Source organism: Mycobacterium sp. 852002-53434_SCH5985345 (assembly GCF_001667155.1).
Classification (GTDB): Bacteria; Actinomycetota; Actinomycetes; order Mycobacteriales; family Mycobacteriaceae; genus Mycobacterium.
In genome coordinates this window covers 69,246-93,008 of the sequence record NZ_LZIE01000053.1, presented here as the reverse complement: position 1 = coordinate 93,008, position 23,763 = coordinate 69,246, and the positions used below count along the sequence as shown (strand labels likewise).

Here is a 23,763-nt window from a genome sequence, read left to right as displayed (position 1 = left end):
CCTCTGGGACCGCCCTGAGCCGCTGACCTGGGCAGACTGCGCCCCAGGAGCCGGCTGCGACGCTCAGAGCATGCAGGACACGCAGCCCTCGACCTCGGTGCCCTCCAAAGCCATCTGCCGCAAGCGGATGTAGTAGAGCGTCTTGATGCCCTTGCGCCAGGCGTAGATCTGCGCCTTGTTCACGTCGCGGGTGGTCGCGGTGTCCTTGAAGAACAGCGTCAGACTCAGGCCCTGGTCCACGTGCTGGGTGGCCGCGGCGTAGGTGTCGATGACCTTCTCGTACCCGATCTCGTAGGCGTCCTGGAAGTACTCCAGGTTGTCGTTGGTCATGTAGGGCGCCGGGTAGTAGACGCGGCCGATCTTGCCTTCCTTGCGGATCTCGACCTTGCTGGCGATCGGGTGGATCGAGCTGGTGGAGTGGTTGATGTAGGAGATCGACCCGGTCGGCGGGACGGCCTGCAGGTTCTGGTTGTAGATGCCGTACTCCTGCACCGACTCCTTCAGCCGCTTCCAGTCGTCCTGGGTGGGGATCCGGATGTCCGCGTCGGCGAAGAGCTGACGCACCTTCTCGGTCTGCGGCTCCCACACCTGCTCGGTGTACTTGTCGAAGAACTCCCCCGATTTGTACTTCGACCGCTCGAAACCGCCGAACGCCCTGCCCCGTTCGATGGCAATGCGATTCGACGCCCGCAGCGCGTGGTAGAGCACCGTATAGAAGTAGATGTTGGTGAAGTCGATGCCTTCCTCGGACCCGTAGAAGATGCGCTCCCGGGCGAGATAGCCGTGCAGGTTCATCTGTCCCAGCCCGATCGCGTGGGATTCGTTGTTGCCCTGCTCGATCGAGGGCACCGACGTGATCGACGTCTGGTCACTCACCGCGGTCAGCGCGCGGATCGCCACCTCGATGGTCTGCGCGAAGTCGGGCGAGTCCATCGCCTTGGCGATGTTCAGCGACCCGAGGTTGCACGAAATGTCCTTGCCCACTTTGGAGTACGAGAGGTCATCGTTGAACTCCGACGGCGTGGACACCTGCAGGATCTCCGAGCACAGGTTCGAGTGCGTGATCTTGCCCTCGATCGGATTGGCCCGGTTCACTGTGTCCTCGAACATGATGTAGGGGTAGCCCGACTCGAACTGCAGCTCGGCCAGCGTCTGGAAGAACTCCCTCGCCTTGATTTTCGTCTTGCGGATGCGCGCGTCGTCGACCATCTCGTAGTACTTCTCGGTCACCGAGATGTCGGCGAAGGGCACCCCGTAGACCCGCTCGACGTCGTACGGCGAGAACAGGTACATGTCCTCGTTCTTCTTGGCCAGCTCGAAGGTGATGTCGGGGATCACTACGCCCAGGCTCAGCGTCTTGATCCGGATCTTCTCGTCGGCGTTCTCCCGCTTGGTGTCCAGGAAGCGGTAGATGTCGGGGTGATGCGCGTGCAGGTACACCGCGCCGGCCCCCTGGCGCGCGCCCAGTTGGTTGGCGTAGGAGAACGAGTCCTCGAGCAGCTTCATGATGGGGATGACGCCCGAAGACTGGTTCTCGATGTTCTTGATCGGCGCGCCGTGCTCACGAATGTTGGTCAGCAGCAACGCGACTCCGCCGCCGCGCTTGGACAGCTGCAGGGCGGAGTTGATCGATCGCCCGATCGACTCCATGTTGTCCTCGATGCGTAACAGGAAGCAGCTCACCGGCTCGCCGCGCTGCTTCTTGCCCGAGTTCAAGAACGTCGGGGTGGCCGGCTGGAAGCGGCCGTCGATGATCTCGTCGACCAGCTTCTCGGCCAGTCCGGTGTCGCCGGCGGCCAGGGTGAGCGCCACCATGACCACGCGGTCCTCGAAGCGCTCCAGGTAGCGCTTACCGTCGAAGGTCTTGAGCGTGTAGGAGGTGTAGTACTTGAACGCGCCGAGGAACGTCGGGAACCGGAACTTCTTGGCGTAGGCGCGGTCCAGCAGCTCCTTGACGAAGTTGCGCGAGTACTGGTCGAGAACCTCGCGCTCGTAATAGTTTTCGCGAATCAGGTAGTCGAGCTTCTCGTCCTGATTGTGGAAGAAGACCGTGTTCTGGTTGACGTGCTGCAGGAAGTACTCGCGAGCCGCCAGCACGTCCTTGTCGAACTGAATCCTGCCGTCGGCGTCGTACAGGTTCAGCATCGCGTTCAGGGCGTGGTAGTCCGTCTCGCCCGGTAGCGTGTGCGCGCCGGAGGTTACAGGCTCTGCAGTGACGGTTGGTGGCACGTCTGTTCCTTCCAGAAATCTTCCAAACCCGTGCGGACGGCTTCCACGTCGTCCGGGGTTCCCATCAGTTCGAAGCGGTAAAGGTAGGGAACGCCGCATTTGCGTGAGATCACGTTGCCCGCATAGGCGAATTCGGCGCCGAAGTTGTTGTTGCCCGCGGCGATGACGCCGCGGATCAACGACCGGTTGTGCTCGTTGTTCAGGAAAGCGATGACTTGCTTGGGAACATAGCCACCGGCATTCAGATCCGGGGTGGCCCGGCCGCCGCCGTACGTGGGCAGTATCAGCACGTACGGCTCGTCGACCTCGATCGGGCCATGCAGCGGTATCCGCGTGGCGGGAACACCCAGCTTTTCCACGAAGCGGTGGGTGTTCTCCGACACGGAGGAGAAATAGACCAGGTTGCGCGACTGCACCGCAACCTCCTTACCTGACGTCTGCCGCTAACTGCTCAGGCGCTGAGCGCCGATTCCGCGATGGCCCTGATGCGGTCCGGCCGGAACCCCGACCAGTGGTCGTTTCCGGCCACCACGACGGGGGCCTGCAGGTAACCCAGCGCCATCACGTAGTCGCGCGCCTCGTTGTCCAGCGTGATGTCGACCTTCTCGTAGCCGATGCCCTGCTTGTCCAGGGCCTTGAACGTGGCGCTGCACTGCACGCATGCCGGCTTGGTGTACACGGTGATGGTCATAGAAGCCGCTCCTTTGCGGAAGGTGGGACTTGTACGGACTGGCAACTACTCGGGTACTGCAACGAACTCTGTCCTCGCTGTGTTACAGCGGCCCGTCAAGTCCCCCGATTCCCGTCCTGCGGCCGTCGGGGTCGAATGACCTATCGAGCCGATTTCGGGTGGTGAACCAGGCCCCGGTCGGGCTGGTGAACCTGGGATCTGCCGGTCCTCGAAACACTACACCTAGTGGCTGGCAAGATATCGAGATACAAGATGTTCGGAATAACATTTCTGAAATTCGCTGGTCGTAAGCACTCTGGACGACACGCGCCCGGCGTGTCGCAGGTCACATTCGCCGCCTGAGTCATCCATGCGAACGGGTATATCACCGGCCACCGACAACTCCCCGCCGGCGCGGCGCGGGCCCCCCAATCCGACTCGCCGCCAGCAAAGCCGCCAGCCGGGGCTGGCGGCTTCTGCTATCCGGTTACAGCAACCTCGCTGGTCGTCCGGCGGCGGGCTTGTTGACTTCCGCCAATCAGTCGACTTCGGCGACCAGTTTCCCGACGACATCGCGTACGTTCCCCGAGAGCTCGGCGTGGTCCGCGGGCGCCTTGCCTTCCAGTGTTTTGAACGGCACCGAGAGCTTGATCGACTCGACCACGCGGGCACCGGCAATCCCGAACGACTTGCGGGTTTCGTCGTGCGCCCAGACCCCGCCGTACTGGCCGAACGAGCCGCCAATGACCGCCAGCGGCTTGCCCTTCAGCGCGCCGTCACCGAACGGGCGGGACAGCCAGTCGATCGCGTTCTTGATGACGGCCGGGATGCTGCCGTTGTATTCCGGGGTGACCACCAGCGCGGCGTCGGCCTCGGCCGCCGCGGTGCGCAGGGCGGTCACCGGGGCCAGCGGCGGGGCGTCGGCAGTCATCGCCTCATCGATCTCCTCGTTGTAGAACGGCAGGTCCGCCAGCCCGTCGAACACCGTCACGGTGACGCCGTCGGGGGCGATGTCAGATGCCAGTTCGGCGATCTGACGATTGATCGACGCCGCGCGCAGGCTCCCCACTAACGCCAAGACCTTGATGTTGTCTGCCACCGTCGCGTTTCCCTTCATTAGTTGGTCCATCCTCGCACACACAACCGGACCAGAGTCCGGTTGTATTCCCGCGGCGTTAAAGTACAGGAATGAGCAGTGTCGAGCGGTTGGGTGAACTACCCGTCTACCCGCTCCAAGCGGCCCAGCCGGAGCGGGGCGACGCGGCGCGCAACCGTGCCCTCCTGCTGGATGCCGCCCGTAGGCTGATCGCCGAGCGCGGCGCGGACGCGGTCACCATGGATGACGTCGCGGCCGCCGCCGGTGTCGGCAAGGGCACATTGTTTCGCCGGTTCGGCAGCCGCGCCGGCCTGATGATGGTGCTGCTCGACGAGGACGAGCAAGCCAGCCAGCAGGCCTTCCTGTTCGGCCCGCCTCCACTGGGACCCGACGCCGCGCCGGTCGACCGGCTGGTGGCGTTCGGTCGGGAACGCATCCGTTTCGCCCATACCCATCACGAACTGCTGTCGGAAGCACACCGCGATCCGCAGGCTCGCTACAGCGCGCCCGTCCTGGTGCACCACACCCACATCCGGGTGCTGCTCCAGGCGGCGCACACCACCGGCGACCTCGACGCTCAGACCGATGCCCTGTTGGCCCTCCTCCACGTGAACTATGTCGAGCACCAGCTCAACGAACGCGGCCACACCCTGCAGACGTTGGGTGACGCATGGGAAAGCTTGGCGCGCAAGCTTTGTGGGCGCTGATGAGCTCGGCCTGGGTCCTGCACGTCGACCTCGATCAGTTTCTGGCGTCGGTGGAGTTGCGCCGCCACCCCGAACTGGCCGGGCTGCCGGTCATCGTGGGCGGCAACGGCGACCCGACCGAGCCCCGCAAGGTGGTCACCTGCGCCTCCTACGAGGCCCGGGAATTCGGCGTGCACGCCGGCATGCCGTTGCGGGCCGCTTCGCGCCGCTGCCCCGATGCGACGTTTCTGCCCTCGGATGCGGCCGCCTACGACGCGGCGTCCGAAGAGGTGATGGGGCTGTTGCGAGACTTGGGGCATCCGGTCGAAGTGTGGGGCTGGGACGAGGCCTATGTCGGGCTGAACGGCGACGCGGCGGCCGATCCGGCCGCCGTGGCCGAAGAGATTCGCACGATCATCTCGTCGGAAACCGGGCTGTCCTGCTCGGTCGGAATCAGCGACAACAAGCAGCGCGCCAAGATCGCGACCGGCTTCGCCAAACCGGCGGGCATCTTCAAGCTCACCGATGCGAACTGGATGACCCTGATGGCGGATCGCCCGGTCGACGCACTGTGGGGCGTGGGGCCGAAGACGGCGAAAAAGCTTGCCACACTGGGAATTACGACAGTCTGGCAGCTCGCGCACAGTGATGCCGAGTTACTCACTTCTGCGTTCGGCCCGCGCACCGGCCTGTGGCTGCTGCTGCTGGCCAAGGGCGGCGGTGACGCGCAAGTCAGCGCCGAGCCGTGGATTCCCCGCTCCCGCAGCCACGTCGTCACCTTCCCGCGAGACCTCACCGATCGCGCCGAAATGGATTCGGCCATAACGCAACTGGCCGAACAGGCGTTGGCTGACGTGCTCGCGTCCGGCCGGATCGTGACGCGGGTGGCGGTTACCGTGCGAACCGCGACGTTCTACACCCGCACCAAAATCCGCAAGTTGGACGCGCCCACCACCGACCGCGACACCATCGTCGCCGCGGCGCTGGGCGTGCTGGAACTATTCGAGCTCGACCGCCCGATCCGGCTGCTCGGAGTGCGCCTCGAACTGGCCATGCCGGACTAGCGGCGCCGGAGCCGGCCGCAGCGCCCGGGTGAAGATGACGTTGACCTGACGCATCGCCACGCTGTAGGGCCACCAGGCCAGCCGCTTGAAGGCGTACAGCGCCCGGATGTCCGGTGAGGTGTAGATCAGGTAGCGGTTCTTGGCCACCCCGGCCAAGATCTTCTCGGCCGCCTTCTCCGGCGAGACGGCGTGGCCGCTGAACCGGTTCACCCAGCGCGCGACCTTGGGGTCTTCGCGGTCCACGCCGGCGATCTCGACGGTTTGCACCAGTGGGGTGTTCACCGCTCCCGGCACCACGACCGACACCCCGATGCGGTGGCGGGCCAGGTCGAAGCGCAGCACCTCCGACAGGCCGCGCAGGCCGTACTTGCTGGCGCTGTAGGCGGCATGCCACGGGAGCGCGACCAGCCCGGCCGCCGACGACACGTTGACCAGGTGCCCGCCATTGCGGGCGGCCACCATCGGCGGCACGAAGGATTCGATGACGTGGATCGGACCCATCAGGTTGATCGCGATCATCTTGCTCCACTGGTCGTGCGTCAGCCGGTCGACGGTGCCCCAGGCGGAGACTCCGGCGATGTTGAGCACGACGTCCATGCTCGGACGGTCGCGGTGGACGTCGGCGGCGAACGCCGCCACCTGGTCGTAGTCGGCGATGTCGAGCGCCCGGTGCGCGGGCACCTGAGCGCCCAGCGCGCGGGCGTCGGCCACGGTGAGCTCGAGGCCCTCCCGGTCCCGGTCGGTCAGATAGAGTTCGGCGCCCTGTGCGGCCAGCCGCAACGCGGTGGCCCGCCCGATGCCGCTGGCCGCGCCGGTGACCAGACACCGCTTGCCTGCGTAATACCCCTGCTGCCCCATTGCCGTGACGATACCGGCGGTAACGCCCTACGGGCGCCCGCCCCAGAGCGCGTGTAGCCACAACCGCTCGAGTACGCGCACGCGGCGGTCGCGATCGCTGTCACGGCCGGCCAGGATGGGATCGCCGGTCAGCATCAACGCGGTGGTACCGGCCAGGGTGCGGATCAGTGTCGGCAGGTCGTCGCTGATCGGGCTGGCGGTCCCGGCCTTCATCTCGGCCTCGACGATGGCGACGATCTGACCCAGCACCACCTCGAATTGTTGATCCATCAGGTTGCGAATCTCGACGTCGGTATTGCGGGCCTCGTTGCAGGCGGTCATCACCGGGTCGTTGTGCGCATAAACGGCCGCCGCGCTGCCGACCATGCGCTCGGCGAACTGCTCCGGCGACTCGCCCGGCTGGCGAGGGGCGAAATCCTGGGTTAGCGCTTCGAGTTCCTCGGCGGCCTCGGCCATCAGCTGGGCGAGTACGGCGTACTTGGAGTCGAAATAGAAGTAGAAGCCCGACCGGGCCACCCCGGCCCGGAGGCTGATGGTGCTGACCGACAGCTCCGCGAATGGCTTCTCCTGCAGCAGTTCCCGCACCGCCTGCAGGATCGCCTGGCGCTGCTTGTCGCCGCGCCGTTGCCCGCCCGGCTCCGGACTGGCGGGATGGCTGCTCATTCCCTGACCTTGCACCACGCCGGTCAAAAAGCAAACTTGACAGCCGTCAAGTTTTTTCCGAAGGTTATAAGACAGTGACGGCTGTCACCTCGGAGGGAACGCAAAGGAGCGTCTATGACCGCCACGATCAGCACCCCGCAGTACCTGCTGGACCAGGCGCGGCGCCGGTTCACCCCGACGCTGAACACCATCCCGGGGATGGGTGCGGTCGAAAGGCGTCTGCTCAGCCACGACTGGGAAACCAAGGTGCTGGCCGAACCGCCCGCCGGCAGCGGCCTCAAGCCCGTGCTGGGTGACGCCGGCCTCCCGATCCTCGGGCACATCATCGAGATGTTCCGGGGCGGGCCGGACTACGCACTGCATCTATATCGCACCCGCGGCCCCCTGCACTTCCTCGACTCGCCGATCATGCCGGCGGTGACCGCGCTGGGCCCGGACGCCACCCAGGCCGTGTTCTCCAACAAGAACAAGGACTTCTCGCAGCGGGGCTGGCACCCGGTGATCGGGCCGTTCTTCAACCGGGGCCTGATGATGCTGGACTTCGACGAGCACATGTACCACCGGCGCATCATGCAGGAGGCCTTCATCCGCAGCCGGCTGACCGGCTACGTCGAGCACATCGATCGGGTGGCCAGCGACATCGTCGCCGACTGGCCGACCAACGACGCGCGGTTCCTGTTCCACCCGGCGATGAAGGAACTCACCCTCGATATCGCATCCCTGGTGTTCATGGGGCACGAGCCGGGCACGGACCACGACCTGGTGACCAAGGTCAATCAGGCGTTCACGATCACGACGCGCGCGGGCGGCGCGATCATCCGGCAACCCCTTCCGCCGTTCAAATGGTGGCGCGGGCTGCGGGCCCGCAAGCTCCTCGAGGACTACTTCATCGAGCGGGTGAAGGAGCGCCGCAACGCCACCGGCAATGACATGCTCACGGTGTTGTGCCACACCGAGGACGACGACGGCAACAGCTTCACCGACGAAGACATCGTCAACCACATGATCTTCTTGATGATGGCCGCCCACGACACGTCGACGTCGACGACCACCACCATGGTGTACAACATGGCCGCGAACCCGGAGTGGCAGGAGCGGGCCCGTGAGGAGTCGGCTCGGCTCGGCGACGGCCCGTTGGACATCGAGGCGCTGGAGAAGCTGGAGACGCTCGAGCTGATCATGAACGAGTCGCTGCGCATGGTGACGCCGCTACCGTTCAATATGCGGCAGGCCGTGCGCGACACCGAGCTACTCGGCCATTACATCCCCGCCGGGACCAACATCACCATCTGGCCGGGCATGAATCACCGCCTGCCCGAATTGTGGACGGACCCAGACAAATTCGATCCCGACCGCTTCGCCGAGCCCCGCTCCGAGCACAAGAAGCATCGCTACGCCTTCGCGCCGTTCGGCGGCGGCGCGCACAAGTGCATCGGCATGGTGTTCGGTCAGCTGGAGGTCAAGACCGTCGTGCACCGACTGCTGCGACGCTACCGGCTGGAGCTGGCCCGGCCGGGCTATCAGCCGCACCTGGACTACGGCGGCATGCCGATACCGATGGACGGCATGCCGATCGTCCTGCGCCCGCTGTAGGCCTCAGGCGAGCAGTCGGTTAGCGCAGGCGATCACCGCGCGCAACGCCGACTGCGTCGAATCGTCCGACCAGCCCATCGCCCACTCGTCGCGGGCGCCGTTGCTGCCGCGGACGAAAGTGGCGGCGTGGCCGTCCGAGCCCAGCTGATGAAACTTGACGATCTCCACCGCGATCCCGCGATCATGCAGCATCGCAATCAGCGCCGCGATCGGGCCGCATGCGGCGGCGGTTGAAGTTCTGATGTGGTCGCCGACGGCGATGACGGCCTCGAAGTTGCGGGCCTGCGGTCCCGGCCGGGCGGTGTCGATGCACGCCCAGCCGCCCAGCCGGACGGGCCCGCCCGTGTGGGCGTAGGTCGCAACGAAATCTTCCCAGCACATCGCGTCGGCCTGTTCCCGCAGACCGCGGGGTAACGGCGCGCCGAACTGCTGGGCGAACCACACCGTGGCGGCGCACTGGCTGGCTTGGTTACTGGACGGGTCGAGCCGCTCGAAAAGAGTCATCGTGCCGGTCTTCTTCGGTCGAAAGGAGTGACCGACGGCGTAGCTTCCGACCCACAGCGGGGGGTCGGTCTGGGTCAGACCCCGCTGCGGGTGCTAGCTACTACGGCCTTCTTGAAGGCGCGATCGAGAAGACGCACGAGCGACGACATTAGCCGCATACGGCCCTGACATGCAAGTTTGCATAACGCGTCGGTCCGTCGCGAAATAAGTCAAAAATTTTGGTTTACGCGTGTGCAACAGGGGGTATGGGCGGGGGCAACAGTCGTTCAACGGCTGTGCAACAACCCCTCGGAAGAATGGTGAAAGAAGGCTCATCATGCAGGCGAAAACCACCAAGAAAATCCTTAAAACTGTCGCAGCCGCCACCGGGTTGGCCGCGGCGTTAATACTCCCCACCGGATGTGCATCGACGGCCGCCACAGGCGGCACAGGGCTGGGCGGGGGCGGAACCACTTGCGTGGGGCCTGTCTGCGTTGGCCTGTAAGTAATTTTCAAGTGGCCCTCGGGAAGCGATTCCCGGGGGCCGCTTGCGTTCAGCCGTTCGGCCCGGCCGACGGATCGAACCGCAGATACGCCTGAATCGTCGTGCCGCGGGCGGTCGTGTGGGTGCGCACCAGGTCCGAGATGGCATTGACCAGGTATAGCCCGCGGCTAGCGGGGCCGCACGGCCCCGGGTCCATTCGGCCCACCAGCGGATCTTCGAAGCACCCGCTGTCGCGAGCCTCGCACACCAGATAGCCGTCGTCGTGCCAGAAGGCGAGCTGGCACGCGCCGTCGGTGTACATCAGGCTGTTGCTGGCCAGCTCGGTCGCGACCAATTGCAGGTCCTCGATCCCGTCCTGGGACAACCCGATCCACCCGGCGTAATTCGTGGCGAACGAACGCGCGGGGCTGAGGTCCGACGACTTTTTGACCAAGTAGGTGACGGCGCGCGGATTGCCGGGGAGCGGCCGGTTGCAGCGCCGCAACGCGGCGTCGGGCGCGTAGTCGGCGCTGCGCTGCAGCGCGTCGCCGCTCCACAGCAACGGGTGCGTCGCTCGGACGTCCGCCAGCACGTCGTCGTCGAGCCGGCTTCCGTCGTAGAGGCACAAACCGGTCACCTGGTAGCCGTCCATTGCTCCGTTGACCAGGGCCTCGTGCTCCACGCAGGCGACCAGCTCTTCCGCGGTGCGGCCGGGCCAGGCAACTTGACTGACGATCCGCACCCGCTGGTCGGGGTGGTCGTCGACGAAAGCCCCCTCCATTGCCATCAGCCGGCTGGGGTTGCGGGCGACCTCGGTGATGTCGACCATCTGCAGATCTGCCGACGACTCGGCCGTGCCCAGCGCGTCATGGAGTAGCGCCAGTTGTTCCGACGGCACGGCGACCATGACCGCCTCATCCATCGCCAGCCCGTCGCTGACGAAGCGGCTCACGAAATCCAAGTACTCAGGCTGGGATTGGTAGATGAGTGCCGAATGGAGGAACCCGAGCTTTCCGATTTGGGTGCTTGCCGTCACTCCAGCACTCTCGCTCTCGATCACTAACGCCAACCCCCTGCTGGACCGGCCGTTCACTTCCTCCCTCCCCAGTACCCCCGACGGGCCTTCGCTATACCGCGCTGCAGATCACATCTGCGAACTACAGCCACCAGGACGCGGCGGCGTCCAGATGACGCCGCACGCGATACCGGGCCAGGCTCTCGTCACCCGCCTCGATGGCGTCGACGATCCGCAGGTGAGCGTGGTGGACGGCTAGGACGTCCGCCCAGGTCGGCGGCGCCTGCCCGGTGCTCGACCAGTGCCGCCGGAACAACTCGACGATGATGCGCAGGAACAAGTCGAGCAGCGAATTGCCCGCCAGTTGGGCCAATCCGACGTGGAACCGGAATTCCTCCACGGCGGCGTCGGCGACGTCGCCGGGCTTTTCGTCGACCTCGGACCGATGGGCGGACAGGAAGGCGGCCACCTCGGATTCGCCGCGCCGCTTGACCACCTTGGCGACGTTGTCGATCTCGATGGCGTCCCGGACGCACCGTAAGTCCTCGCGGCTCGGGTCGCGGTACTGGAGGTACAAAGCGATGGTGTCAATGCTCGCCTGCGCCTGCGGTGTGGCGATGACGAGCCCGCCGCCGGGCCCGCGGCGCATGTACGCGATCGAGTGGTATTCGAGCAGCCGCACCGCTTCGCGGAACACCGCGCGGCTCACCCGATAGCGCTCGAGGAGGGCCGTTTCGGTGCCGAAAACCGAACCGACCTTCCAACCGCCGGCCGCGATGTCGTCGCCGATAGTGGCCGCCAGCATCTCCGCCAGCTTGCCGCGGGGCATCTCGATGTTGAGCGGCCTGGGCCTGCGCCGTCTGCTCGCGTTGCGGGGGTGATGGTGCTGAAGCCAGGCGGTCACGGCCTCGACGTGTCGTTCGCTGAGGGTCTTGGCCCGCGCCGAGTCGCCGGACGTGACGGCCGCGACGATCTCGGAGTGGTCGACGTGCATCCGGTCGACCGCCTCGATGGCCTCGCTGGCCGTGTCCGTCCGCGACTGCAGGGCGTAGCGGGTGGTGAGCCGCATCAGCACGTCGATAAACAATTGCAGGACAGGGTTTTTCGATTGCTCCGCCAGGGCGATGTGGAACTCGTCCCGCGGTGTGGGCAACCCCGGCTTCCACTGTTCCTCGCCCCGCAACACGGCCCGCAGCCGAGCGATGCCCGCTTCGTCGATTCGTTCGGCGGCCAGCGAGGCCGCCAACGGCTCGAGCACCAGGCGCGCATTGAGCAGGTCGCCGAGCGTCGTGCCGAGGTATTCGAGATAGATGACGACGGCGCGGGTGGCGGGGCCGGCATCGGGCTCGCAGATGATCAGCCCGCCGCCCGGCCCGCGGCGCATCCGGGCCACCTGATGATGCTCGACGAGCCGGACGGCCTCGCGCAGCACCGAACGACTCACCCCGAAGCGCTCCTGCAGAGCGTGTTCGGAGCCCAGCGATTCGCCGATGGCCCAGCCGCGGCGGACGATCTCGGCCTCGAGGTCGCGCGCGATCTTGGAGGCCAGTTTGTTCCCGAGACCAGTGCTCATGTCAGGCCCAGCGGCGTTTTGGCGCAAGCCTTTTCAGCATGTGAGCAACATGCAGCCGGCGACGGGGCCGCCTCCGACGGAAACGACGCCGACGTCCGGGCGCTGCGCCACCTGCCGCTCCCCCGCCTCGCCGCGCAACTGCAGGCAGCCCTCGTGCAACGCCCAGTAGCCGTGCATGCGCCCGGCCGAGAGTTGGCCACCGTAGGTGTTCAGGGGGAGTTCGCCGTCGCGGGCGATGCGGGCGCCGCCTTCGACATAGGGCCCGGACTCGCCGTCGCCGCAGATTCCCAGGGCTTCCAGCCAGGCCAAGGTGAGATAGGTGAACCCGTCGTAGAGCTCGGCGACCTTGAGGTCGGACGGTTTCAGGTCGGTCCGCGACCACATCTGCGCCGCCGCATCCGACATCGCCATCTTCGGGTAGTCGTCGCGGTGGAACCAGCCGCCGGCGCCGTCGGATCCGCCGATCGCCTCCACCGCCACCGCGCGGTGCGGGCAGTCACGCGCGTACTCGGCGTGCGAGACCACCACCGCGATCGAGCCGTCGATCGGCACGTCGCAGTCCAGCAGCCCGAACGGCGTGGAAACCGGCCGCGCGCTGAGGTAGTCGGCCATGGTCATCGGGTCGCGGTACACCGCACGCGGATTCAGCGCGGCGTTGCGCCTGCCGTTGAGCGCCACCCAGCCCAGCTGTTGTTTGGTGGTCCCGTACAGCTCCATGTGGCGACGGCAGTTGAGTGCCAGCCAGTTCGCGGCGGAGTAGGCGTTGGCCGCGACCAGATCGTTGACGTCGTCCATCGCGCCGACGGCGGGCCGTTCGGCACCCTCAGGCGCCTCGAACATCCGCGCGAGCGGGGGCGCGGGCGCGTTCTCCTGCGGCTTGACGGGAACGGTGCCCCCGAGCATTTGGATGGTCCGGTACACCACCACGTGGCGGGCGCGACGCTCGGCGACCGCGCGGCACGCCGACATCACCGGGCTGAGCAACCCGCCGGTGCCGAAGCCGGATCCGCAATCCGCCGCCTCGATCCCCAGCTGGGCGTTGACGTCCCCGGCGGGGGTATCGCCCAGCGTCGCGATGCCGTCGACGTCGGACGGGACCAACCCGGCGTCCTCGATGGCGGCCCGCACCGATTCCATGGTCAGGTCAAGACCCGCGATGCCGCTGCGGCGACCGATCCGCGATATGCCGATGCCGGACAGGATCGCGTCCTTCTCGAAATGCGTCATGCACACCGCCCGTCAGCCCACCAGCCCCGCATCGGATCAATTGAGTGTACTGTATTCGTCGTGCCGGACGAGCCGCTGCTCATCGAATATTGCGACCATTGCGCCCATTGGGTGCATCCGGCGGCCGGCGAATGCCGCACGTGCGCAGGCCCGCTGGTGGCGCGGCCGGTTTCCGGCCGCGGCACGGTGTTCACCTATACGGTCAACCATCACCCGTACAACCCGGAGATTCCCGTCCCGTACGTGATCGCCATCGTCGAACTCGCCGAACAACAAGGTCTGCGGGTGGCCGCCAACATCGTTGACTGCGAACCCGATTCGGTCAGGTGCGGCATGACCGTCGACCTTCGGCCGGAAAAGGGCAGCGGCGGGGCGCCGTTGTTCGCACCCGCCTGACCCGGGCGGCTAGTTGATCAGCGGGTCGCGCGGCATGCCGAGGATCCGTTCGGCGATCTGATTGCGGGTGACCTCCGACGTGCCGCCGGCGATCGCCATGCCGCGCGCTCCCATCGCCAGCCGGCCCACCACCGCTCCGGGCCCATCCATGAGTGCGACCTCCGGACCGGCCAGTGCCGCCCAGATCGCGGCGCCGTCCACCATGTGGTCGGCCAGCTTCAGCTTGGTGATGTTGCCTTCCGGGCCGGGCCCGGCCCCCTCGACGCTGCGCGCGGCGCGACGCAGGTTCAGCAGCCGCAGCGCGTGATCGTCGGCGAGGAAGAATCCGATCCGAATCGGCGCGCCCGCCAAGCGATCTGACTGCTGCGCCGCGAGCTGCACCAGGGTGGACGCCAAGCCCTCGTAGAACGATCCGCTGCCACCGATGCTCACCCGCTCGTTGCCCAGCGTCGCGCGGGCGACCGTCCACCCCGAGTTGGGCGTCCCGACGACGTCCTCGTCGGGAACGAACACGTCGTTGAAGAACACCTCGTTGAATTCCGAGCCGCCGGTGATCTGCCGCAGCGGCCGCACCTCGACGCCCGGGCCCTTCATGTCGATGATGACGGTGGTGATGCCGGCGTGCTTAGGAACTTCGGGGTCGGTGCGGACGGTGGCCAGGCCGCGCGCGCAATACTGGGCCCCGCTGGTCCAGACCTTCTGCCCGTTGATCTTCCAGCCGCCGTCCACCCGGGTGGCTCGGGTCTTGACCGATGCCGCGTCGGAGCCGGCCTCGGGTTCGGAGAACAACTGGCACCAGATCTCCTCTTGGCGCAGCGCCTTCTCCACAAATCTCTCGATCTGCCAATCGGTTCCGTGCTGGATCAGGGTCAGGATCACCCACCCGGTGATCGAGTAATCGGGCCGCTTGATGCCGGCCGCCCGGAACTCCTCCTCGATCACCAGCTGCTCGACCGCATCGGCGGCGCGACCCCACGGCTTGGGCCAGTGCGGCATGACGTAACCCGTCTCGATCAGCTTGTCGCGTTGCGCCGTTTTGTCCAGGGCGGCGATCTCGGCGGCGTCGGCATGGATCCGCGTGCGCAATTCTTCGGCCTCGGGCGGCAGGTCCAGGCTGTTCTCCCGCTTGGCGCCGGCGGCCGTGCGCTCGAAGACATCCCTTGCCGGCGCGTCACCGCCGAACAGCGCCGCGATCACCAACGCGCGGCGCAGATGCAGATGGGCGTCGTGCTCCCAGGTGAATCCGATGCCGCCGTGCACCTGAATGTTCAGCTCGGCGTTGCGTGCATAGGCGGGGAAAGCCAGGGCCGCGGCCACCGCGGCGGCCAGCTGGAACTGGTTCTCGTCCTCGGACGCCGCGCGCGAGGCATCCCACACCGCGGCGACCCCCGACTCGGCTGCCACCAGCATGTTCGCGCAATGATGCTTGACCGCTTGGAAAGTGGCGATGGTGCGCCCGAACTGCTGCCGCACCTTGGCGTAGTCCACGGCGGCGTCCACGCAGTCCGCCGCGCCACCCACCGCCTCGGCGGCCAACAGCGTCCGCGCCCGGGCCAGCGCCGATGCCCGCGCGCCCACCAGGACGTCGTCGGCGTTGACGTTCACGTTCTCCAGGCGGACCCGTCCGGAGCGCCGGGTGGGGTCGAAGTTGTTCGGCACCTCGACCGACACGCCGGCGCGATCGCGCTCCAGCAGCAGCACGTCCTCGCCCGCGGTGATCAGCAGCAGCTCGGCCAGCCCGGCGCCAAGCACGATTCCGGCGTCACCGTCGGCGATCCCGTTCTTGAATTGCACCTGGCCGTCCAAGCCGATGCCCGCGGTGACGGTCCCGTCGATCAGCCCGGGCAGCAGCCGCGACTTCTGTTCGGCGCTACCGTCTTTGGCGATCACCGCCGAGGCGATGACGGTCGGCACGAACGGTCCGGGCGCGACGGCACGGCCGAGTTCCTCGACCACCACCACGAGTTCGGGCAGACCGTAACCGGAACCGCCGTGTTCTTCGTCGACGTGCAGGCCGAGCCAGCCCAGCTCGACGAGGTTCTGCCAGAAGGGTGGCCGGGATTCCTCGGCGGCGTCGAGCAGGGACCGCGCCGCCCAGCGAGCCTTCTGCGAGGTCAGGAACCCGCGCGCGACCTCGGCGAGTTCACGGTGGTCGTCGGTCAGTGCGATACCCATGAGGGGCCCTCCTCGCTACCGGCTGGGTAGCCGGCCCCGCTTCGAGGGGAAGCGGGGCGGCTACCTAAAGAGTGTACTTAATGCGAGGAGGGCGACCCGTGGGGGTGGCTACTTGGGAGCGAACCGCTGTCCGGCGTCCAGGCGCAGGCACTGGCCGTTGAGCATCGGGTTCTCCACGATGGCCGCCACCAGCTTGGCGTACTCGATCGGCCGGCCGAGACGCTTGGGGAAGGCCGCGTCCTTGGTGAGGGCCGCGGCGAATTCGTCCGGAATGCCCTGCGTCAATCCCGTGGCGAACAGGCTGGGCGCGATCGCCAGCACGCGGATGCCCAGCGAGCCCAGATCGCGGGCCATGGTCAGGCACATGCCGGCGATGCCGGCCTTGGCGGCGGTGTAGGCGACCTGCCCGATCTGCCCTTCGAAGGCCGCGATCGACGCGGTGTTGATGATCACGCCGCGCTCTTCGTCCTCGGGCTCGTTCTTGGCCATGTGCGCCGCCGCGAGCCGGCTGATGTTGAAGGTGGCGATGAGGTTGAGGTCGATCACGGACTGGAAGGATTCGAGGTCGTGGGGGCCGGACTTGGTCATCGTCCGCTTGGCGATGCCACCGCCGGCGGTGGTGATGATGACGTGCAGGCCGCCCAGCTTGTCGACGGCGGTCTGCAGGGTCTCCTCGGTGCCCATGAAGTCGGTGACGTCGACCGGGTAGAACGCGCCCCCGATGGCCTCGGCCACCTCTTTCCCGTCGGAACCCTCACGGTCGAAGATCGCGACGTCCGCCCCGCGCTCGGCCAGCAACTCCGCGGACGCACGGCCCATCCCCGACGCGCCGCCGATGACGACGACCTTCTTCCCGTTGATCTCCATCCGGACCCTTCCTTTCGGGTTGTCAGATCTCTTGCAATCTGTAACGTTACGTAGGCACGCTAGCGTGTCTGTCCGGCAGGGGTGACCCCGCCTTGTTCAAGAGCCATGCCAAGCTGATTTCGTGCTCCTTCTCGACGTCGCGACGACCTCACTTGACGTGGGCGGCACGTCGTCACGGCTGAGCAAGGTCGCCCACATCGCCGACCTGTTGCGCCGCGCGGCGGCCGACCCCGACGGGGTCGCGATCGTGGTCTCCTGGCTGTCGGGGGAGCTGCGCCAGCGCCAGATCGGGGTCGGCTGGGCGTCGTTGCGGTCGCGGCCGGCGCCGGCGTCGCGCCCGACGTTGACCGTCGCCGGTGTGGACGCCAGCTTCTCGGAGATCGGGGCGGTGTCGGGCAAGGGGTCACAGGCGCGGCGTGCCGAACTCGTGGCGGGACTGTTCGCCGCCGCGACCGACACCGAGCAGTCCTTCCTGGTGCGGTTGCTCGGCGGGGAGCTGCGCCAGGGCGCGCTGGCGGGCATCATGGCGGACGCGGTGGCCAGGGCAGCCGACATCCCGGTTGCGTCGGTACAGCGCGCCGCGATGCTGGGCGGGGACTTGCCGGCAGTGGCGGCCGCCGCCCTGAGCGGCGGGACCGGGGCGCTGGACGCGTTCGCCCTGCGGGCCGGCCGGCCGGTCGGCCCGATGCTGGCGCAGACCGCTACCGGGGTGGCCGATGCGCTCGAACGCCACGGCGGCACAACCATTTTCGAGGCGAAGCTGGACGGCGCCCGGGTGCAGATTCACCGGGCCGGCGATCAGGTCACCGTCTACACACGAAGCCTTGACGACGTCACCGCCCGGCTGCCCGAGGTGGTGGAGGCGACGCTGGCCCTGCCGGTGTGCGACCTCATCGCCGACGGTGAGGCGATCGCGCTGCGGCCCGACAACTCCCCGCATCGCTTCCAGGTCACCGCGTCGCGGTTCGGTCGATCGGTCGATGTGGACGCGGCCCGTGCGGCGCAACCACTTTCGGTGTTCTTCTTCGACATCTTGCACCGCGACGGCGCCGACCTGCTCGACGCGCCGACCGCCGAGCGGCTGGCCGCCCTGGACGCGCTGGTGCCGGCCGCGCAGCGGGTCGACCGGTTGCTCACCTCGGACGCCGCCGAGGCCGCCGGCTTCCTGGACGCGACACTGGCCGCCGGCCACGAAGGCGTGCTGGCCAAGGCGCCGGGCGCGCCGTATCAGGCGGGCCGGCGCGGGGCGGGCTGGCTAAAGGTCAAGCCGGTGCACACGCTGGATCTGGTGGTGCTCGCGGTGGAATGGGGATCGGGGCGCCGAAGCGGCAAGCTCTCCAACATCCATCTCGGGGCGCGCGACCCGGCCACCGGTGAATTCGTCATGGTGGGAAAGACTTTCAAGGGAATGACCGACGCCATGCTGGACTGGCAGACCGCACGGTTCAGCGAACTCGCCGTCAGCGGAACCGATGGTTACGTCGTGCGGTTGCGGCCCGAGCAGGTGGTCGAGGTGGCGTTGGACGGCGTCCAGAAATCCTCGCGCTACCCCGGCGGTGTGGCGCTGCGTTTCGCCCGGGTGGTGCGCTACCGCGACGACAAAGGCCCGGCGGACGCCGACACGATCGACGCCGTACGGGCGCTGTATTAAGTCGCGCGCTGTTCTTCTTCCGCGCGTAGGGTTTCCGCCGTGGCAGTGAAAGCGCGCGACGACGACGTCAGCTACATCCACACCGACGAGGAGCTGCCGCCCGTCGCGATCGTGGACCGCTCCCCCATCACCGTCCGGCACAAGATCGTGTTCGGAGCCGTCGCCGTGATCGGCGCGGTCGCGTGGGCGATCATCGCGTTCGCGCGCGGCGAGGCGGTGAACGCGGTCTGGTTCGTGGTCGCGGCGATCTGCACCTACCTCATCGGCTTCCGGTTCTACGCCCGGCTGATCGAGATGAAAATCGTCCGCCCGCGCGACGATCACGCCACGCCGGCCGAAGTGTTCGAGGACGGCACCGACTATGTGCCCACCGACCGGCGGGTGTTGTTCGGTCATCATTTCGCCGCCATCGCCGGAGCCGGACCACTCGTCGGCCCGGTGCTCGCCGCGCAGATGGGCTACCTGCCCTGCAGCATCTGGATAGTCATCGGCGCCGTGTTCGCCGGCGCGGTGCAGGATTACCTGGTCTTGTGGATCTCCACCCGGCGGCGGGGACGTTCCCTGGGCCAGATGGCCCGAGACGAACTCGGCGCCACCGGCGGCGCGGCCGCCCTGGTTGGGGCGTTCGTCATCATGGTGATCATCATCGCGGTGCTGGCGCTGGTGGTGGTGCGGGGCCTGGCCCAAAGCCCCTGGGGCGTGTTCTCCATCGGCATGACCATCCCCATCGCCCTCTTCATGGGGTGCTACCTGCGGTTCCTGCGGCCCGGGCGGGTCGCGGAGGTGTCGATCGTCGGATTCGTGCTGCTGATGCTGGCCGTGGCTTCCGGCAACTGGGTCGGTGAAACACCTTGGGCCGCAACGTGGTTGACCATCTCGCCGGTGACGGTTTCGTGGTTGATCATCGGCTACGGTTTCGTGGCTTCGGTGCTGCCGGTCTGGCTGCTGCTGGCCCCACGCGATTATCTCTCCACATTCATGAAGGTCGGCGCCATCGCTTTGCTCGCGGTCGGCATCTGCCTGGCCCGCCCGCTCATGCAGGCACCCGCGATCTCGCGGTTCGCCGCCAGCGGCGACGGGCCGGTGTTCCCCGGCTCGCTGTTCCCCTTCCTGTTCATCACCATCGCGTGCGGTGCGCTGTCCGGATTCCACGCGCTGATCTCGTCGGGGACGACGCCCAAGCTGCTGGAGAAGGAAAGCCAGATGCGGTTCATCGGGTACGGCGGCATGCTCACCGAGTCGTTCGTCGCCGTCATGGCCCTGATCAGCGCATCGATCCTCGACCAACACCTGTACTTCGCCCTCAACGCCCCGGCGGCGCAAACCGGCGGCACCGCGGCCACCGCCGCCGACTACGTCAATCGGCTCGGCCTGTCGGGGGCCCCGGCGACCGCGGACCAGCTCACCAGGGCCGCCGCCGGCGTGGGAGAAAAGTCGATCGTGTCGCGCACCGGTGGAGCCCCGACGCTGGCGGTCGGCATGTCGGAGGTGTTGCAGCGGGTCTTCGGCGGGGCGGGCCTCAAGGCGTTCTGGTATCACTTCGCGATCATGTTCGAGGCGCTGTTCATCCTGACCGCCGTCGACGCGGGCACCCGCGTCGCGCGGTTCATGCTGTCCGATGCGCTCGGCAACCTCGGCGGCCCGCTGGCCAAACTTCGCAACCCGAGCTGGCGCCCGGGCGTCTGGCTGTGCAGCCTCGCCGTGGCCGCGGCCTGGGGCAGCATCCTGCTGATGGGCGTCACGGATCCGCTGGGCGGTATCAACACCCTGTTTCCGCTGTTCGGAATCGCCAACCAGCTGCTGGCCGCCGTCGCGCTGACCGTCGTCACCGTGATCGTCGTCAAGAAGGGCCTGCTGAAGTGGGCGTGGATTCCCGGGATTCCGCTGCTGTGGGACTTGGCGGTCACGCTCACCGCGTCTTGGCAGAAGATCTTCTCGGCGGATCCCAATGTCGGTTACTGGACGCAACACTTCCAATTCCTCGCGGCGAGAAACGCCGGCAAGACGTCGTTCGGTTCGGCCAAGAACGCCCATCAACTCGACGACGTCATCAGGAACACCTTCATCCAGGGCACGCTGTCGGTTCTGTTCGCGCTTGTCGTCGTCATCGTGGTGATCACCGGGGTGGTCGTCGCGCTGGGCGCGATGCGCGGCGCGGGCAGGCCGCTGACCGAGGATGAGCCGGTGCCGTCGAAGCGGTTCGCGCCGTCGGGTCTGGTCGCGACCGCCGCCGAGCGGGAGTTGCAAAAACGATGGGACGCGCCGGTCAAAAAGGTCGTGTCGAACTCCCCAGCGCGGTCCTAAGATTGCGCGATGAGAGTCGGCATCGACTTTGGCACCACACACACTGTCGTTGCGGCCGTCGACCGAGGCAACTACCCCGTCATCTCGTTTGACGGCGTCGACGCGTGGCCGTCGATCGTTGCGGGCAACGCCGCCGGGGACTTGCGGTTCGGCGCGGAGGCCGCCGCCGTCCGCCACGACCCGGGGTGGTCGGTGTTGCGATCGTTCAAACGTCTGCTCAACGACGCCGGGCCCCAGACCGAGGTGAGCCTGGCCGGCCGCAGCCATCGACTGGCCGACCTGCTCACCGGCTTTCTGGCACAGCTCAAGAGCGACTTACTGCGCCACTCCAACGCCAGCCTCACCGCGGGGGAAACCATCGAGGCCGCTATCAGCGTGCCGGCCAACGCCTCGAGCGCCCAGCGCCTGCTGACACTGGATGCCTTCGTCGCGGCGGGGTTCCACGTCGTCGCGCTACTCAACGAGCCGTCGGCCGCGAGCCTGGAATACGCGCACCGGTACCGCTCCACGATCACCGCCAAACGGGAATACGTCCTCATCTACGACCTGGGCGGCGGCACCTTCGACGCGTCGCTGCTCAAGATGACCGGGCACGCGAACGAGGTCGTCATCAGTGAGGGCATCCAGCGCCTGGGCGGCGACGACTTCGACGAGGCGATCGTCGACCTCGTCCTGGCCGGTTCGCGGCTCTCCGGGGTGGACGACGCCGCCCGCGACCTGCTGCGGGAGGAGTGCGCCGCACGCAAAGAGGCCGTAGGTCCGCAGACCCGCCGCTTCCTGGTGGACCTGTCGGGCGTCGACGGGGCGGACCGGCCCCCGTTCTCGTGTCTGGTCGACGACGTCTATGCGGCCTGCGCGCCGCTGGTCGACAAGACGATGAAGCTGCTCGAACGCGTCCTGCACAACCCGGCGCCGGGCGGCGCCGACGTGACCTGGTCGGAGGTCGCCGGCATCTACGTCGTGGGCGGCGCCGGAAGCTTCCCGCTCGTTTCGCGGATGCTGCGCACCGCCTTCGGCGACAAGCGGGTCAAACGCTCACCGCACCCCTTCGCGGCCACCGCGATCGGCCTGGCCGTCTTCCTCGACAAGGAATCAAATTTCGCACTCTCCGAACGCTTCTCGCGCAACTTCGGCGTTTTCCGCGAGGCCGAGGCCGGCGCCGGTGTCGTCTTCGACCCGATCGTGTGCAAGGACGTCTCATTGCCCGCCGATGGGCGCACCCCGCTGGTGGTGAAGCGGACCTACCGGGCCGCGCACAACATCGGCCACTTCCGGTTCGTCGAGTGCAGCCGCCTGGTCAACGGCCGGCCCGACGGCGACGTGACGCCCTACGATCCGGTGTTGTTCCCGTTCGACCCGGCCCTGCACGGGCGCGACGACCTCGGGCGCCAGCCCGTCGGCCGGTGGCGGGACGGGCCCGATGTCGAGGAACGGTACGTCATCACGCCGAGCGGTGCGGTCGAAGTGACCCTGACGACGCAGCCGGCCGGATTCAAACGCACCTTCCGCCTGGAGCGCCGCGCCTCCGCGAGCGCGTGACGCGGCCATGGAGCTGTACGACGTCATGCGGACGACGTTCGCGGCGCGCGACTTCACCGACGACCCGGTGCCCGACGAGGTGTTGTGGCGCATCTTCGACAACGCCCGGTTCGCCCCGAGCGGGGGCAACCGGCAGGGCGCCCACATCACCGTGGTGCGCGACCCAGACACCCGTCGCCGCCTCGCCGAGCTGGGCGTGACCGCGGCCCGGCGCTACTACGCCCAGCTGCAGGCGGGTGAAAACCCTTGGAATTCAATCCATCCCAGCGGCGTGCCGCAGGACGTCATCGACCAGACCGAGATCCCCGACACTTTCGTCGCGCCGATCGCGAAAGCGCCAGTCGTTCTTGTGGTTTCGGTCGACCTGACCGTCGTCGCATCCATCGATCAGGACCTGGACCGCGTCGGCCTGGCCGGCGGCGCGTCGGTCTACCCGCTGATCTGGAACATTCTGCTGGCCGCCCGTAGCGAGGGGTACGGCGGCACCATCACGACCATGGCCATCGCGGCCGAGGACCGGGTCCGCCGGCTGCTGGGAATCCCCGACCTGCACGCGCTCGCCGCGGTTGTGCCCCTTGGCAAACCGGTGCGCCAGCCGACCAAGCTGCGCCGCCGCCCGGTCGGGGAATTCATCACTCGCGACCGTTTCGATGGTCCGGCGTTCGAGGGCTGAGGGGCTGTCCGTCCCTATTCGATGACATCGGCGTAGATGTCCAGCAGGCGGAACCTTGTCGCATCGAGATGCTCTCCGAGAACCGCGATCACACGCTTCTGCAGCTCGTACCCCAGTTCGTGGTCCTCTTCGCACTTGCCGCGCAGGCACTTGCCGTCGAAACCGATGGCGCGCGTCGTCTCGACCGCCCGCGCGTCGAACCGCCAGTTGTACGGTGGCACCAACCACGACCAGCCAAGGATGTCTCCGTCTCCGAGTGTCTGCACCGTCAAGCTGCCACGGCCCAGCGCGGGGGTTTCCAGCGCGATCCTGCCGGCGCGGATGAGGTAGAAGTGATCGGCGGGCTGGCCCTCGCGGAAGATCAACTCACCCGCGGTGAAGCGCAGGTTTGCCGCACACCCGACCGCCAACTGCACATAGCGCGGGTCCATCCCGCGGAAGAACGGGTGTCTGGCCAGAACGCCCTCTAGCGTCCGCACTGCCTGTTTCCTTCACCGGTGCCGATCAATCCTTAAGA

21 protein-coding genes are annotated in these 23,763 nt (G+C 67.3%); 8 read left to right on the top strand and 13 right to left on the bottom strand.

The genetic code is table 11. The features are described from left to right. Positions 1-63 precede the first annotated feature (63 nt). The 4 genes from nrdE to A5756_RS11860 form a co-directional block, all read right to left on the bottom strand. Positions 64-2,229, bottom strand: coding sequence for a class 1b ribonucleoside-diphosphate reductase subunit alpha (nrdE, locus tag A5756_RS11875; RefSeq protein WP_082948029.1), 2,166 nt, complete (start codon positions 2,227-2,229; stop codon positions 64-66). After that, positions 2,199-2,645 (bottom strand): class Ib ribonucleoside-diphosphate reductase assembly flavoprotein NrdI, encoded by a 447-nt coding sequence (nrdI, locus tag A5756_RS11870; RefSeq protein ID WP_066952343.1) that lies wholly within the window; start codon positions 2,643-2,645, stop codon positions 2,199-2,201. The genes nrdE and nrdI overlap by 31 nt, the downstream gene beginning before the upstream one ends. Before the next feature lie 35 nt (positions 2,646-2,680). Continuing rightward, complete coding sequence (gene nrdH, locus A5756_RS11865; RefSeq protein ID WP_066952340.1) at positions 2,681-2,920, bottom strand: glutaredoxin-like protein NrdH; 240 nt, start codon at positions 2,918-2,920, stop codon at positions 2,681-2,683. A gap of 517 nt (positions 2,921-3,437) precedes the next feature. Then, the gene (locus A5756_RS11860) at positions 3,438-4,016 is read right to left on the bottom strand and encodes an NAD(P)H-dependent oxidoreductase (RefSeq protein WP_066952338.1); all 579 of its coding nucleotides are present in this window, start codon (positions 4,014-4,016) and stop codon (positions 3,438-3,440) included. A 71-nt stretch (positions 4,017-4,087) separates the two neighbouring features. Between A5756_RS11860 and A5756_RS11855 the strand changes: the two genes are divergently transcribed. Further along, positions 4,088-4,702: a TetR/AcrR family transcriptional regulator gene (locus tag A5756_RS11855; protein WP_066952336.1), complete on the top strand. Its 615-nt coding sequence runs from the start codon at positions 4,088-4,090 to the stop codon at positions 4,700-4,702. Next, positions 4,702-5,745 carry a DNA polymerase IV gene (locus tag A5756_RS11850; protein WP_066952334.1) on the top strand — a complete coding sequence of 348 codons (1,044 nt, stop codon included), beginning with the start codon at positions 4,702-4,704 and terminating at the stop codon, positions 5,743-5,745. The genes A5756_RS11855 and A5756_RS11850 overlap by 1 nt, the downstream gene beginning before the upstream one ends. Here A5756_RS11850 and A5756_RS11845 read toward each other — a convergent pair. Both A5756_RS11845 and A5756_RS11840 read right to left on the bottom strand, forming a co-directional pair. After that, positions 5,680-6,603 carry an SDR family oxidoreductase gene (locus tag A5756_RS11845; protein WP_066952332.1) on the bottom strand — a complete coding sequence of 308 codons (924 nt, stop codon included), beginning with the start codon at positions 6,601-6,603 and terminating at the stop codon, positions 5,680-5,682. The genes A5756_RS11850 and A5756_RS11845 overlap by 66 nt on opposite strands. A 27-nt stretch (positions 6,604-6,630) precedes the next feature. Continuing rightward, positions 6,631-7,266, bottom strand: coding sequence for a TetR/AcrR family transcriptional regulator (locus A5756_RS11840; RefSeq protein WP_066952330.1), 636 nt, complete (start codon positions 7,264-7,266; stop codon positions 6,631-6,633). Positions 7,267-7,380: 114 nt separating this feature from the next. Between A5756_RS11840 and A5756_RS11835 the strand changes: the two genes are divergently transcribed. After that, a complete protein-coding gene (locus tag A5756_RS11835) occupies positions 7,381-8,859 on the top strand; it encodes a cytochrome P450 (protein WP_066952328.1) in 1,479 nt (492 codons plus the stop codon). A gap of 3 nt (positions 8,860-8,862) precedes the next feature. Here A5756_RS11835 and A5756_RS11830 read toward each other — a convergent pair whose 3' ends face one another. The 4 genes from A5756_RS11830 to A5756_RS11815 form a co-directional block, all read right to left on the bottom strand. Next, on the bottom strand, positions 8,863-9,363 hold the full coding sequence (locus A5756_RS11830) for a homocitrate synthase (protein ID WP_066952326.1): 501 nt from the start codon (positions 9,361-9,363) through the stop codon (positions 8,863-8,865). A 533-nt stretch (positions 9,364-9,896) separates the two neighbouring features. After that, positions 9,897-10,886: a sensor histidine kinase gene (locus A5756_RS11825; RefSeq protein ID WP_066952324.1), complete on the bottom strand. Its 990-nt coding sequence runs from the start codon at positions 10,884-10,886 to the stop codon at positions 9,897-9,899. Positions 10,887-10,983: 97 nt separating this feature from the next. Continuing rightward, positions 10,984-12,414: a FadR/GntR family transcriptional regulator gene (locus A5756_RS11820; protein ID WP_066952322.1), complete on the bottom strand. Its 1,431-nt coding sequence runs from the start codon at positions 12,412-12,414 to the stop codon at positions 10,984-10,986. Positions 12,415-12,447: 33 nt separating this feature from the next. Further along, positions 12,448-13,641, bottom strand: a complete 1,194-nt coding sequence (locus A5756_RS11815) for a thiolase family protein (protein ID WP_066952664.1) — start codon at positions 13,639-13,641, stop codon at positions 12,448-12,450. 60 nt (positions 13,642-13,701) lie between these two features. Between A5756_RS11815 and A5756_RS11810 the strand changes: the two genes are divergently transcribed. Next, a complete protein-coding gene (locus A5756_RS11810; RefSeq protein ID WP_066952320.1) occupies positions 13,702-14,037 on the top strand; it encodes a Zn-ribbon domain-containing OB-fold protein in 336 nt (111 codons plus the stop codon). A gap of 9 nt (positions 14,038-14,046) precedes the next feature. Here A5756_RS11810 and A5756_RS11805 read toward each other — a convergent pair whose 3' ends face one another. Next, positions 14,047-16,212 (bottom strand): acyl-CoA dehydrogenase, encoded by a 2,166-nt coding sequence (locus A5756_RS11805; protein WP_066952318.1) that lies wholly within the window; start codon positions 16,210-16,212, stop codon positions 14,047-14,049. Positions 16,213-16,320: 108 nt separating this feature from the next. Beyond that, positions 16,321-17,079 carry an SDR family NAD(P)-dependent oxidoreductase gene (locus A5756_RS11800; RefSeq protein WP_066952316.1) on the bottom strand — a complete coding sequence of 253 codons (759 nt, stop codon included), beginning with the start codon at positions 17,077-17,079 and terminating at the stop codon, positions 16,321-16,323. 121 nt (positions 17,080-17,200) lie between these two features. Here A5756_RS11800 and A5756_RS11795 point away from each other — a divergent pair, with 121 nt between their 5' ends. Genes A5756_RS11795 through A5756_RS11780 form a run of 4 tightly spaced genes read left to right on the top strand, consistent with a single transcriptional unit; the run spans position 17,201 to position 23,246 of the window. Continuing rightward, positions 17,201-18,730: an ATP-dependent DNA ligase gene (locus A5756_RS11795; RefSeq protein WP_066952314.1), complete on the top strand. Its 1,530-nt coding sequence runs from the start codon at positions 17,201-17,203 to the stop codon at positions 18,728-18,730. Positions 18,731-18,769: 39 nt separating this feature from the next. After that, positions 18,770-21,034, top strand: coding sequence for a carbon starvation CstA family protein (locus A5756_RS11790; RefSeq protein WP_066952312.1), 2,265 nt, complete (start codon positions 18,770-18,772; stop codon positions 21,032-21,034). A gap of 9 nt (positions 21,035-21,043) precedes the next feature. Beyond that, entirely contained in the window at positions 21,044-22,573 is a 1,530-nt protein-coding gene (locus tag A5756_RS11785; RefSeq protein ID WP_066952309.1) for an Hsp70 family protein, read from the top strand. Between the two features lie 7 nt (positions 22,574-22,580). Then, on the top strand, positions 22,581-23,246 hold the full coding sequence (locus tag A5756_RS11780) for a nitroreductase family protein (protein ID WP_066952307.1): 666 nt from the start codon (positions 22,581-22,583) through the stop codon (positions 23,244-23,246). Positions 23,247-23,260: 14 nt separating this feature from the next. Here the strand turns inward: A5756_RS11780 and A5756_RS11775 are convergent, their stop codons facing one another. Then, positions 23,261-23,725 (bottom strand): cyclic nucleotide-binding domain-containing protein, encoded by a 465-nt coding sequence (locus A5756_RS11775; RefSeq protein ID WP_066952305.1) that lies wholly within the window; start codon positions 23,723-23,725, stop codon positions 23,261-23,263. Positions 23,726-23,763: the final 38 nt, after the last annotated feature.

Coding starts and splice junctions, on each gene's coding strand:
- A5756_RS11850 (WP_066952334.1), top strand. CDS start 4,702: ATGAGCTCGGCCTGGGTCCTGCACGTCGACCTCGATCAGTTTCTGGCG.
- A5756_RS11855 (WP_066952336.1), top strand. CDS start 4,088: ATGAGCAGTGTCGAGCGGTTGGGTGAACTACCCGTCTACCCGCTCCAA.
- A5756_RS11785 (WP_066952309.1), top strand. CDS start 21,044: ATGAGAGTCGGCATCGACTTTGGCACCACACACACTGTCGTTGCGGCC.
- A5756_RS11815 (WP_066952664.1), bottom strand. CDS start 13,641: ATGACGCATTTCGAGAAGGACGCGATCCTGTCCGGCATCGGCATATCG.
- A5756_RS11780 (WP_066952307.1), top strand. CDS start 22,581: ATGGAGCTGTACGACGTCATGCGGACGACGTTCGCGGCGCGCGACTTC.
- A5756_RS11860 (WP_066952338.1), bottom strand. CDS start 4,016: ATGAAGGGAAACGCGACGGTGGCAGACAACATCAAGGTCTTGGCGTTA.
- A5756_RS11830 (WP_066952326.1), bottom strand. CDS start 9,363: ATGACTCTTTTCGAGCGGCTCGACCCGTCCAGTAACCAAGCCAGCCAG.
- A5756_RS11800 (WP_066952316.1), bottom strand. CDS start 17,079: ATGGAGATCAACGGGAAGAAGGTCGTCGTCATCGGCGGCGCGTCGGGG.
- nrdH (WP_066952340.1), bottom strand. CDS start 2,920: ATGACCATCACCGTGTACACCAAGCCGGCATGCGTGCAGTGCAGCGCC.
- A5756_RS11820 (WP_066952322.1), bottom strand. CDS start 12,414: ATGAGCACTGGTCTCGGGAACAAACTGGCCTCCAAGATCGCGCGCGAC.
- A5756_RS11805 (WP_066952318.1), bottom strand. CDS start 16,212: ATGGGTATCGCACTGACCGACGACCACCGTGAACTCGCCGAGGTCGCG.
- A5756_RS11835 (WP_066952328.1), top strand. CDS start 7,381: ATGACCGCCACGATCAGCACCCCGCAGTACCTGCTGGACCAGGCGCGG.
- A5756_RS11845 (WP_066952332.1), bottom strand. CDS start 6,603: ATGGGGCAGCAGGGGTATTACGCAGGCAAGCGGTGTCTGGTCACCGGC.
- A5756_RS11840 (WP_066952330.1), bottom strand. CDS start 7,266: ATGAGCAGCCATCCCGCCAGTCCGGAGCCGGGCGGGCAACGGCGCGGC.